Origin of the sequence: Parachryseolinea silvisoli (assembly GCF_021190955.1) — a bacterium.
Lineage (GTDB): Bacteria > Bacteroidota > Bacteroidia > Cytophagales > Cyclobacteriaceae > Ohtaekwangia > Ohtaekwangia silvisoli.
Genome location: NZ_JAIOAO010000001.1, coordinates 592,271 through 604,682, shown reverse-complemented (window position 1 = coordinate 604,682; position 12,412 = coordinate 592,271). Strand labels below are relative to the sequence as shown.

At 55.2% G+C, this 12,412-nt stretch carries 10 protein-coding genes; 2 read left to right on the top strand and 8 right to left on the bottom strand.

Annotation, left to right across the window (positions count from 1 at the left end; translation table 11 throughout):
- Positions 1-176: 176 nt before the first annotated feature.
- The 8 genes from K7P01_RS02535 to leuS all read right to left on the bottom strand — a co-directional run bounded on the left by K7P01_RS02535 (position 177) and on the right by leuS (position 9,140).
- A complete protein-coding gene (locus K7P01_RS02535; RefSeq protein ID WP_267289496.1) occupies positions 177-1,247 on the bottom strand; it encodes a dipeptidase in 1,071 nt (356 codons plus the stop codon).
- Between the two features lie 14 nt (positions 1,248-1,261).
- Positions 1,262-2,374, bottom strand: a complete 1,113-nt coding sequence (locus K7P01_RS02530; protein WP_267289494.1) for a D-TA family PLP-dependent enzyme — start codon at positions 2,372-2,374, stop codon at positions 1,262-1,264.
- On the bottom strand, positions 2,361-2,855 hold the full coding sequence (locus K7P01_RS02525) for a RidA family protein (RefSeq protein WP_267289492.1): 495 nt from the start codon (positions 2,853-2,855) through the stop codon (positions 2,361-2,363). The genes K7P01_RS02530 and K7P01_RS02525 overlap by 14 nt, the downstream gene beginning before the upstream one ends.
- A 51-nt stretch (positions 2,856-2,906) precedes the next feature.
- Positions 2,907-3,539: a PAQR family membrane homeostasis protein TrhA gene (trhA, locus tag K7P01_RS02520; RefSeq protein ID WP_267289490.1), complete on the bottom strand. Its 633-nt coding sequence runs from the start codon at positions 3,537-3,539 to the stop codon at positions 2,907-2,909.
- A gap of 75 nt (positions 3,540-3,614) precedes the next feature.
- Complete coding sequence (locus tag K7P01_RS02515; RefSeq protein WP_267289488.1) at positions 3,615-4,925, bottom strand: gluconate:H+ symporter; 1,311 nt, start codon at positions 4,923-4,925, stop codon at positions 3,615-3,617.
- A 112-nt stretch (positions 4,926-5,037) separates the two neighbouring features.
- Positions 5,038-5,262 carry a hypothetical protein gene (locus K7P01_RS02510; protein WP_254084956.1) on the bottom strand — a complete coding sequence of 75 codons (225 nt, stop codon included), beginning with the start codon at positions 5,260-5,262 and terminating at the stop codon, positions 5,038-5,040.
- Between the two features lie 17 nt (positions 5,263-5,279).
- Positions 5,280-6,281, bottom strand: a complete 1,002-nt coding sequence (locus tag K7P01_RS02505; protein ID WP_267289485.1) for a 3-oxoacyl-ACP synthase III family protein — start codon at positions 6,279-6,281, stop codon at positions 5,280-5,282.
- A 48-nt stretch (positions 6,282-6,329) separates the two neighbouring features.
- Positions 6,330-9,140 (bottom strand): leucine--tRNA ligase, encoded by a 2,811-nt coding sequence (gene leuS / locus K7P01_RS02500; RefSeq protein ID WP_267289483.1) that lies wholly within the window; start codon positions 9,138-9,140, stop codon positions 6,330-6,332.
- 277 nt (positions 9,141-9,417) lie between these two features.
- On the opposite strand from leuS, the gene K7P01_RS02495 reads away from it, so the two are divergent.
- Positions 9,418-10,212, top strand: coding sequence for an alpha/beta hydrolase (locus tag K7P01_RS02495; protein ID WP_267289482.1), 795 nt, complete (start codon positions 9,418-9,420; stop codon positions 10,210-10,212).
- A gap of 31 nt (positions 10,213-10,243) precedes the next feature.
- Positions 10,244-12,400 (top strand): TonB-dependent receptor, encoded by a 2,157-nt coding sequence (locus K7P01_RS02490; RefSeq protein WP_267289480.1) that lies wholly within the window; start codon positions 10,244-10,246, stop codon positions 12,398-12,400.
- Positions 12,401-12,412: the final 12 nt, after the last annotated feature.

Here is a 12,412-nt window from a genome sequence, read left to right as displayed (position 1 = left end):
CGCAGAATCGGCCTGGCGAGGCATCTTTCAGCTTGGGAAATTCATTATTTAAACGTTAAAATCAGTCCCGATGTATGTTATTCTTTCTTCTTTTCCAAAACCTGCCGAATTCGTTTCCAAAGCCTGTCCGCGTGGATTTTACCCACGTAATAACGCTGCGGTTTTTTACCCGTTTTTTACTTCCAGGCGTGGCGCAAAAACCGCAGCCAGTTGCCGTGCAGTATCTTTTCAATGTCAGCCTGGCTATACCCACGCTTGGCGAGCAAGGCCGGCAGCTTCTGCAGGTCGGCAATAGTCTCGATGTCGTAGGGACTTTGCTCGCGGCCAAAAGCACCGTCGAGGTCCGAGCCAATGGCAATGTGATCGGCGTTGCCGGCGATCTGGCAGATATGATCCATGTGGTCGATAAGCTTCTCCAGCCCGCAGTCCATGCTCAGTGGCGTCGAGACATTGCGAATCCACTCCGGCACCATCATCCAGGTATCCATCACCCCGCCGATCACGGCACCCCGACGGATGAGCTCGCGCAGCTGCTCGTCGCTGAACTGGCGGTTGTGGTCTACCAGGGCGCGGGTGTTGTTGTGGCTGGCCCACACGCGTCCGTGAAAGTGATCCATGGCTTCCCAGAAGCTGTCATCGCAGAGGTGTGTGGCGTCGAGTATAATGTTCAGTCGCTCCATTTCGGCGAGCAGCGCACGCCCGGCGTTGCCTATACCACCCGTTGCATTTGTGCCCTGGGCATAGCGACCCGGACCGTAGTGGCCGGGACCTACGGCACGCAGACCGTACGCGTGGGCACGCTCCAGGTGTTGTACCGTCACGAGCGAGTCCGCGCCTTCCAGGCTTAGGATATAACCGATGGGCTTCTTGTCATTGGGGGTACCGTCGTTCCACCACGCGACGTGTTTGTCGAGGCTCGCCAGGTCGGTGATCTGTACCAGCTCGCCGGCTTCTTCCATCGCTTTATACCAGGCCAGCTGCGCTTGCGTTTGCGCCCAGGCCTGTTCCGGCGAATGCCACCCCGGCAATGAATTATCGGGTGCTACATAGCGGGCAATCTGCGTGGCCACGACCAGGCCGATATTGCCCTTGCGCAGCTCGGGAAAACAAACCACACTGTTGCCACGATCGGGCTTGTCGGTCATGCCCTGCTCGCGCGCGCGGATTACGTCGATCGGTGTGCGGTAGTCGCGGTTCCATTCCATGGCGTTCATTGCCAGGTCGAGGTGTGCATCGATGATAAACATGCGTGTTGTTATTTTTATACCGTCAGGTATCGGTCGCGGGCGTGAGTATACCAAAACTGGTTCCACTGCCCGTCTTCGACGATGGCTGCGCGGTCGTGTAATGCTACGGTAGGACAAATATGGTGCGGCACGCCGTACAGAATGTCGCCCACCTGGTAACGATGGCCGGCGCCGGCGCGCAAGATCAGGTGCTCTTCGCTATGCCCTTCGGGCACCAGCTCGGGCGCATTCAGAAAATATACCCGGTTGTTCAGCGGGCTCTCCGACGCGATGGACTTATGCCCCAGGTCGACACAAATCGTGTCGGCAGTAGGCAACGACACTACCCGGCTGACCACAAGCGCGGCAAACAAAAAGGGCTGCTCTGGTAAAATGCTCTGGTAGCCTTTGTCCCAATAGACAAACGTACCGGGACTGCATTCTACATCCGGCCGTTGTGCGTGTATCGGGAACGTGGGTGTACCACCGGCGATGATGCGCGGTGTAATGCCTGTCTTGCTAATAATGGTATTGCGCAGTGCTGCTACGGAGGCAAAGGCTTCGTGACACTTTTCCGTGCGTACCGCCAGGTCCGTGTCGCGCAAGTGGCCGTCGTACGCATGAAGGCCGGCGACCACGATCCCGGGAAGGTCTAATAAAGCGATATATAAATCGAAGGCTGCCGCTGGCAACACACCGGTACGGTTCATGCCGACGTTCAAATCGATGTATAAACTGATGGTTAAAGACGCCCGCTGAAAGACATGGGAGAGATGCTGACCGGCCGTCAGGTTGTCGACCAGGCAGGAAAATATTGTCTGAGGAAACCTGGCGACCAGCGCGGCCAGGCGCTCCGCTTTGGGGCCTACAGGTTGGTATGCCAGTAGCACGTCGGGTGCTCCAGCCGTTGCCAGCATTTCGGCCTCGGCAATGGTAGCGCATTTAAACTTGCGAATACCGGCTTCCAGGAGCAGGGCGGCTACCTCGGGCGACTTGCTGGTCTTCATATGCGGTCGCAGGTTGTCGACGTTCTTTACGAAGGTCTTCAATATCCGAATGTTCTCGCGTACGCGTTCGGGGTATATCGCCAACGCGGGGGTGTCCAGCGTCTCAGCGTTCAGGATCTTGTACCACTCAACGAAATTCATTGCCGCCGTCGTTGGTAAGCTCGAACATCGCTTCGATCTCGACGGGAATGTTGTCGGGCAGTGTGCCCATGCCGACCGCGCTGCGTACGCCAATGCCCATCTCGTCACCCCATACCGACGCAAACAATTCGCTGCAGCCGTTGATCACAAAGGGGTGGCGCTCAAACTCCGACACGGCGTTGACCATGCCCAATACTTTCACCACACGTTTGATCTTATTAAAGCTGCCGAGGTTGGCTTTCAACGTGGCCAGAATGGCGAGGCCTACTTGCCGGGCGGCGAGCTTGCCTTCTTCCATGTTCATGTCTTTGCCAATGCGGCCGATGATGAGTGTGCCATCGTCTTTTACCGTACCGTGCCCCGATACATAGGCCATGTTGCCAACGATCAGGAACGGTTTATATACGCCGATGGGTTTGGGCGCGGGAGGAAGTTTGAGACCCAGCTTCTCAAAGCGCTGGTCCGGAGTGAGTGATTGCATGAGCGTATCGTTTTAAGCCTGAATTTCAGGCAAAAGATAAGCAATCGCCCGTCACACCAGCAATCCTACGATCGAAAAGAAGTGAGCGGCACTGCCTGCCAGCACAAACAGGTGCCAGATGCCATGAAAGTACCGAATGTTGTCACGCACAAAGAAGAGTGTGCCCGCGGTATAAAACGCCCCACCCAGCAATAAGAAAATAAAGCTCTGTGTCGACAGGGTATCGTACAGCGGCTTCACCGCCAGCATGCCCATCCAACCCATGACCACATAGAGTATGGTCGATAACATCTCCTTCTTGCCGGTATAGAATGCCTTCAGCACAACACCGAAGATGGCACAGCCCCAGATCACGCCGAAGATCGTCCAGCCTACCCAACCGTTTAGCGCCGTGAGGCAGAACGGTGTATAGGTGCCCGCAATGAGCAGGTAGATGGACATGTGGTCAAACTTCCGGAACAGGAACTTGGCCCGGTCGTGCGTCAGACTGTGATACAGGGTGGAGGCGATGTATAATAGCAACATGGTGGCGCCGAAAATGGAAAAGCTCACCACGTGCCAGGCCGTACCTTTCACGGCGGCAACGAGGATCAAAAAGACCAGAGCAACAGCGGCCAGTACGGCGCCGAGCCCATGGGTGATGGCATTCGCAATTTCCTCTCCTTTCGTTTGAATCCCTTTCATGGCGACGCAAAAATTAAGTCTACGTTGGACAAAACGCCGCGATGCGGCAAAAAGTCCACGCGGTCCCCAAATTTATTACAGAATCGCCTGCAAAATCATGACGCCGATCAGTCCGCACACGGAAACAATCGTTTCCATGAGTGACCACGACCGAATTGTCTCGCGAATCGTGAGATTAAAATATTCTTTGAAAAGCCAGAAGCCCGTGTCGTTTACATGCGAGAACATCAGGCTGCCGGCACCGACCGAGATCACCATCAGATTCGGATCGACGTGCAACGTCCCCATCAGGGGTGCGAGCACGCCCGCAGCGGTCAAACCGGCAACCGTAGCCGAACCAACGCATACCCGGATCACACTCGCAATGCCCCAGCCCAACACAAGCGGATGAATGTCCAGCGCGCCCAGCATTCCGGCAATCTCATCACTCACACCACTGGCTATCAAAATCTGTTTGAGCGCCCCCGCGCCGCTCGTGATCATCAGGATCATGGCGACATCTTTAACGGCATCGCCATACACATCCATGATGCGCGTCATCGTCATCTTTTGTCCCAGGCCCAGGGTGAATGTCGCTACCCCCAGGGATAGGAGCATGACCATGGAAGGATCGGCAACGAAGGCCACCACGGGGTTCTTCGCGGCGGTAGGTTCGATGGCGGCAATGAGCGATGTGACGCCCAGCAGAATGACCGGTAGCAGCGAGGTAAAGATGCTCGTAAAGAGCCCCGGCAATTTGTCTTCCGGCAGCGGCGCGGCGTGCGCGATCTTGCTGAAGGGAGGATTGATATCGCGTAAGGTACGCGCAAAGACGGGGCCGGCCAGGATCAACGTGGGAATGGCAATGACAACACCATAGATCAGGGTCGTGCTGATGTCGGCGTTAAACTGGGCTGCCAGGGCAGTAGGCGAGGGGTGCGGCGGCAGGAAGCCATGGGTGACCGATAGCGAAGCGATCATGGGCAAGCCGATATATACCGCCGGCAATTTATAGCGATAGGCAACAGAGAAGATCAGCGGCACGACCAGCATAAACCCCACGTTGTAAAACAACGGTATACCGATCATAAAGCCCGTGGCCATCAATGCCCACAGCACATTCTTTTCGCCAAACAAGCGTACCATCGACGACGCGATCTGTTGCGCCGCGCCGCTTTCTGCCACGAGCTTACCCAGCATGGCTCCGCCCACGATAATAATGAGCAAGCCGCCCAGCATATCACCAACGCCTTTTTGCACAGCACCGGCGACCATCGCCGGGGGCATCTTGAGCAATAAGCCCGCGAGAATGGAAATAATCAGAAAAGAGAGAAACGCATTGATCTTGCACAGGGAGATCAGCACCACCAGCAAGGCAATGCAAAAGAAGATAATAATCAGCGACATCGTTCGGTAACCTTGGGTTTAGGGTGATGGTTATGCAAACGAAATCTACAGAAAAAAGCAGAAAGTCGTCTAACCATCTATCCTGCCCGGCGGCCTCCGGACGTGCCTGCGCTTAGAACTTGTCGGGTATCTGGATGATCCGCAGCACGATCTCGTGCGGGTCGCCGTCTTTGTCCAGCAGGCTGAACTTGACCATCGGGTTGTCGCGGCGAATGTTGCTTTCAACGTGAATCACCTGGTTGTCCTGCAGGTGTTTTTCCAGTTCCTTTTGGAGTATGTAGAGCGCGTTGGCGAAATCGACTTCAAGGGGACTGGGATTGTAGGAGGAGGTCTTCATGCTGGGGGTTTAGAGGGTTACCACCGTATCAGGGCCGAAGCCCACGTAAAGCCGCTACCAAACGCAGCTAAACAAATTAAGTCATTTTCTTTGATTTTACCTTCGGCCCAAGCCTCGCTCAACGCAATCGGTATGGACGCAGCAGTAGTATTGCCGTAGCGCATGATGTTGTTGTACACCTGTGCGTCGCTTAGCGCCAGCTTCTCCTGGATGTACTGGCTGATGCGTAAATTTGCCTGGTGCGGCACCAGCAGGTTAATATCTTCTTTGCGCAGCTTGTTGGCGTCGAGAGCCTCCTGGATCACCTCCATAAAACGCACCACCGCGTGTTTGAACACCTGGTTGCCGTTCATCACCACCTTGTACGTGGTAGTGTCCAGGATCTGGTCTGGCTGGCGCTCGGAGTGTGGCCGGCTGCTGCCCGGGTCTTTGATATAAAGCTCTTCCGCAAAGCGGCCATCAGAGTGCAAATGAGTGGAAAGCACACCGGGTTTGTCCGATGCTTGCAGGATGACGGCGCCCGCGCCATCGCCGAAGATCACGGCGGTATTACGACCGCGGGTAGAGATGTCCAATGCGGTTGATTGGATCTCGGCACCGACAACCAGCACATTTTTATACATGCCGGTCTTGATAAACTGATCGGCTATCGACACAGCGTAAATGAAGCCCGAACAGGCGTTGCGTATATCCAGCGCGGCAATACTTCCATCCAGGCCCAGCTCACGCTGCAGCAACACACCCGAGCCGGGGAAGAAGTAATCGGGGGTGATCGTGGCAAAGACGATAAAGTCGATGTCCGTCTCTTTCAGCCTGGCACGTTCCAGCGCCATGCGCGTAGCCTTGGCTGCCATGTTCGCCACGGTGTCTTGCGCTGGGTCCACCCACCGCCGCTCATGGATACCCGTCCGCTCGACAATCCAGGCGTCGTTGGTGTCCATGACAGTAGACAGGTAATCATTAGTAATGACCTTGTCCGGCACGTGGTGCCCCAAACCTATGATCCTGGAGTAGCGCATTCGATTGAGTTTAACTATAAAAATAGGGAAATGTCGTGGCTTTTTTTACTAAACCACGATGTTCACGATCCGCCCCGGCACAATGATGACCTTTTTCGGAGCCTTGCCTTCTGTCCATTTCAGCACCGCTTCCGACGCCATCACCACCTTCTCCATTTCTCCCGCAGGCACATCCAGCGCAAAGTTCATCTTCACCCGCACCTTGCCGTTGATCGAAATAGGATACTCGAACGAGCTTTCCGTCAGGTATTGCTCGTCCACCTTCGGGTACGTAGTCTTCAGGATCGATTCCGTATGCCCCAGCTTGCTCCACAACTCTTCGCTGATGTGCGGAGCAAACGGCGACAACGCAATGACCAGCGGCTCCAGCGCACCACGCTTGTTACATTTCAGCGCGCTCAGCTCGTTGCTGCAGATCATAAACTCGCTCACAGAGGTGTTGAATGAGAAACGCTCGATGTCTTCGGCAACTTTCTTCAAGGTCTTGTGTACCACCTTCAGCTCGTCGCGTGTAGGTTCTTCTTCACTCACCGCGACGTTGCCTTGCTGATCATGGAAGAGGTTCCAGAAACGGCGCAGGAATTTATAGACGCCATCAATACCGGCCGTGTTCCACGGCTTGGACAGCTCCAGCGGACCGAGGAACATCTCGTACATGCGCAATGTATCGGCACCGTAGCTGCTGACGATGTCGTCGGGGTTTACCACGTTGTAGTAACGCTTCGACATCTTGTCGACTTCCGAGCCGCAGAGATATTTGCCGTTCTCCAGGATCAGCTCGATGTCTTTCAAATCGTCACGCCAGTTTTTGAATTTCTCAATATCCAGTACATCGCCGTCGACAAAGGTTACATCGACGTGCAGGGGCGTTACTTCATATTGCTTGCGCAGATTATAGGAAACAAATTTATTCGTGCCATTGACCCGGTAAGCCAGTTTGGAAACACCCTGTATATGTCCCTGGTTGATCAGCTTGCGGAAAGGTTCTTCCGACTTCACATAGCCCAGGTCTTTCAATACTTTACACCAGAAGCGTGAATACAATAAGTGTCCTGTGGCATGCTCGGAGCCGCCCATATACAGGTCTACATCTTGCCAATAGTCAATCGCTTCCCGGCTGGCAAAAGCCTTGTTGTTTTGAGGATCCATATACCGGAACCAGTACCAGCTCGAGCCAGCCCAACCGGGCATCGTCGTCAGCTCGTAGGAGAAGCCATTATAGTTCCAGTCTTTCGCGCGCCCCAGTGGCGGTTCGCCCGTCTCCGTCGGCTTATAGGCATCGATCTCCGGCAACGTCACCGGCAGATCTTTTTCCGCGACCAGCTTGGGTATACCGTCTTCGAAATATACCGGGAACGGCTCACCCCAATAACGCTGCCGACCGAAGATCGCGTCGCGCATACGGAAATTGATCTTCCGTACGCCGATGCCCTGCGTCTCTACTTTCTGCAGTGCCTTCTCGATCGCCTGGTTCCACGGCAAGCCGTTCAGAAAATCAGAGTTGATCATCTTACCCGACTTGGGGTCGAAGTTGTCTTTTGTGATGTCGCTGGTCGGACCTTCCAGCACGTCAATGATGGGAAGGTTGAAGTGTTTGGCAAAAGCGTAGTCGCGTGTGTCACTCGATGGCACGGCCATGACCGCGCCGGTACCATATCCCGCCAGTACATAGTCGGCGATCCACACAGGCACTTTAGCCTGGTTAAACGGATTGATCACATACGCGCCGGTAAAGGCGCCGGAGATGCGCTTGACCTCACTCATGCGGTCACGCTCACTACGATTCTTCGCGACCTCTACATACTTGTCTACTTCCGCGCGTTGCTCCGCCGTGGTGATCTTCTCGACCAGCTCGTGCTCCGGCGCAAGCACCATAAAGCTCACGCCGTAAATGGTATCGATGCGCGTGGTGAACACGCGGATGGTCTCGTCCGAGCCGGCCACCGGGAAGTCGAGCTCGCAACCCGTCGACTTACCAATCCAGTTGCGCTGCATTTCCCGTACAGGCTCGGGCCAGTCAATGGTGTCCAGTCCCTTCAGCAAGCGCTCGGCATACGCCGTGATCCGCATGCTCCACTGCATCATTTTGATGCGTTCCACCGGGTAGCCCCCACGTTCCGACACACCGTCTTTGATCTCATCGTTCGACAATACGGTGCCCAGCGCCGCGCACCAGTTCACCATTGTCTCGCTCAGATACGCGATGCGGTATTGTTGTAAAACATTTTCTTGTTCCCGGGCATCCCAGGCTTGCCACTGCGCCGCGGTGAAAGGCTGGGCGTTGTCGTCGCATACCGCTTCAACACCCTGATTGCCCTGTTTCTCAAAGGCAGCGATCAGGGTCTCGATCGGTTCGGCCGCGCCGTCCGGTGCCGGTTGGCCATGCACGGTGCGCGACTTTTTGTTATACCAGCTGTTGAACAGCTGCATAAAGATCCACTGCGTCCATTGATAGTAGGCGGGGTCGGAAGTTTGAACTTCGCGGTCCCAGTCATAGGAAAAGCCGATTTGGCGCAGCTGGCGTTTGTAGGTCTCGATGTTTTTGGCCGTCGTTACCGCCGGGTGTTGCCCCGTTTGGATGGCATATTGTTCGGCAGGAAGTCCGAATGCGTCAAAGCCCATCGGGTGCAACACATTGAAGCCCTGAATGCGCTTGTAGCGCGAGACGATGTCTGAAGCAATGTAGCCGAGCGGGTGCCCTACGTGAAGACCCGCGCCCGAAGGGTAGGGGAACATGTCCAACACATAGTATTTGGGCTTGGAAGTGTCGTTCGAGACTTTGTAAGCCCCGGTTTTTGCCCACGTCTCCTGCCATTTCTGCTCAATGCGTTTGATCTCGTCTTTACTGTAATCGGCCATTTTTGAAGAATCTATTAATAACGAACGGCAAAAATAAACGAATTCCTGGTACTGTAAGGGCCTGTTGCCGGCGAATCCTGCCCCGCCCGCGGTGTATCGTAGCCCCGCCAGCAACCTGCTTTCTCGCCCGCTTCGCCCGAAGGGATGAACGCCCGGTGCGGGGATTTTACAGTTGATCGCGCCGGTCCGACAGTTCGGTAACACTTTTTTGAGAAGGAGGCCTCAAACGTGAATTTTTGGATCATAATCAACGGAAAAATCCAAAACACATAGCCCTATGAGACTCCTGATCCTCCTCGTCTTTGTCTTCTTCATCACCACGGCTGCGCAGGCGCAAATGGACGAACGTTTTTACTTCCCCGTCAAAGAATGGAAGTCCCTGGACGGCGTGCCCTACGAAGAGGTGACACTGCCGCACGACAGCGTGTCACTGAGTGCTATCTTTTTAAAACCAGCCGGTAAGCCGAAGGGCACCATTCTGTTCCTGCACGGTGCCGGTGGCAATGTCACCTCGTATGTGTTTATCACGAAGCCGCTGGTAGAGCATGGCTATCAGGTATTCATGATCGACTTCCGTGGCTACGGCAAATCCACCGGCAAGCCCACCCATACCTCCGTAGCAGCCGATGGTGAATTTGTCTTCAACTACCTGGTGAACCGCCCCGATGTAAAAGGCACGAAGCTGTTGCTGTTCGGTACATCGCTGGGTACGCAGATCGCCGCACACCTGGCCCGCAACCAGAGTACACAGGTAAATGGTTTGGTGCTGGAGGGCGGTATGAGCTCGCTCACGGATATTGCCCTGGCGTATGCGCCGGCAGAGCATCACGCCATGATCCGTCAAATCCCGATGCCGTATGCCGCGAAAGAAGATGTGAAGTTTTTGAAGACGGTACCGGTGCTGGTCGTGCACAGCCGGGAAGACAAAGAGGTACCCTTTGCGCAAGGCGAAGTACTTTACAGCAATGCCGCCGGCCGCAAGAATCTATTGGTTTATAGTGGTGGCCACCTGGAAGGAATGAAAGCAAACACGCAGGAATATCTGACCCGCATCGACGCCCTGTTGAAATAACAATGCAGCTCACAACGCTTACCAAATGACCATGCGACTACTCTTTACTCCGCTGCTATTCATCATCATGCTGCCTGCCCTCGCACAAACCAAACTTGCCGGTCGTGTAACCGACCGGCAAGGTCAGGGAATACCTCTGGCGAATGTAATCCTGGCCGGTACCTACGATGGTGCCACCACCGACAATGAAGGCGCATTCAGCTTCGAGACGTTCGAAACGGGCACGCACAAGCTGGTCGTTAAGTACGTAGGATATAAAGATTTCGAGCAAGAGGTAGTGCTGGCAGGAAGGCCCGTGGTCTTACACGCCGCGCTCGAAGAAACGATCAACGAGCTGGACGCGGTGGAGATCACGGCCGGCTCGTTCATGGCCAGCGACGAGTCACGCCGCACCGTACTCAAGGCGATTGATATCGCTACCACAGCCGGCGCGACGGCTGACATTGCAGGCGCCCTGAATACATTGCCCGGAACACAAAAAGTCGGCGAGAGCGGTCGCCTGTTTGTACGCGGCGGCGATGGCAACGAAACCAAAACATTCATCGACGGCATGTTGGTGTTGGATGCCTACGGACCTGCCGCACCCAATACACCCTCCCGCGGTCGGTTCCTGCCCTTTATGTTTAAGGGCACCAGCTTTAGCACCGGCGGGTATTCCGCCGAGTACGGCCAGGCGTTGTCTTCGGCGCTGGTGCTGGACTCGCGCGACAAAGCCGAGATGACGCGCACAGACATCGGGTTGTTATCGGTAGGTGGCGACGTGACGCATACACAAGCCTGGGAACGTGGTTCGGTAGCCGGTAAGTTGCAATACACCAACATCCGTCCCTACTTCGGTTTAATAAACCAGGAGATCGATTGGCGAACGCCACCTGCATCCTGGGAAGGCGTCGGCGCCTTCCGCCACGAGGTAGGCAAGACCGGCATGGTGAAAGTATATGGCAACATGAGCCGCACCGATTTCTCGTTGTATGAACACGATATCGACAACCCCGCCAGCCGGGTTGCCTATGCCTTGCAAAATGACTACCGCTATATCAACGCCTTCTACAAAGATGTGTTGAGCGAGCGCTGGACGGTACGCGGTGGCGCCGCCTATACCTACCAGCAAAACGATTCTCACGCCGGCACCACGGCAACGCTGGAAACAGAAAAAGGTGTTCACGCCAAGACGGTATTCGAAGGCTCGCTTACCGACAAGGTAGAGCTGAAAACCGGCGCTGAAGTGCTGCAACGCCGCTACAGCCAGGATATTCACACAGAAGGCATGCCCACCGCCATCCGGGCATTTGACGAGACGTGCATCGCCGTGTTCACAGAAGCCGACGTGTACGCCAGCAACCGGTTTGTCACGCGCGCCGGGGCACGCGGCGAGTATAATACATTAACGGGCAAGACTTCCGTAGACCCGCGCCTGTCCATGGCCTACAAGACGGGCAACGTCGGACAGGTATCACTGGCCTATGGCATCTTCCGGCAAACGGCGAACAATACATGGGTACGTCTGAACGCCAACCTGGAGGCCGAGAAGGCTGAGCACTACATCCTGAACTATCAACACGTCACCGGTGGGCGAACCTTTCGCGTGGAAACATACTACAAGCGCTACCGCGACCTGGTAAAATATACCGGCACCACCGAGCCAACACAATTAAACAATACCGGCCGCGGCAGCGCGCAGGGGGTAGAGCTTTTCTGGCGCGACAATGAAACGGTGCGTGGCGTGGACTATTGGGTATCATATTCTTTTCTCGATACACGGCGCAACTACCTGAACTACCCGGAATCAGCCATGCCCGCCTTTGCCTCCCGGCACAACGCCTCGCTGGTAGTAAAATATTTTATCGAGCCCCTGAAAAGCCAGGTAGGCACTACCTATTCCTATACCAGCGGCCGTCCCTACAACAACCCCAACAAGACATCGTTCAACAGCGAACGTACACCGTACTATAGCGACCTGAGCCTGAACTGGAGTTACCTGCCCAAACCCTACCTCATTGTATATTTCTCTTGTACCAACGTGCTGGGCCGCGATAACATCTTTGGCTATACCTATAGCGACACGCCTACGGGGGACGGTTTTTACAACAGTCGCCCCGTACGCCAGGCGGCACCGCGTTTTTTGTTCGTCGGTATCTTCCTGACGCTGTCCAAAGACAAATCCGTAAACCAGCTGCCAACACTCTAAATAACGATACAC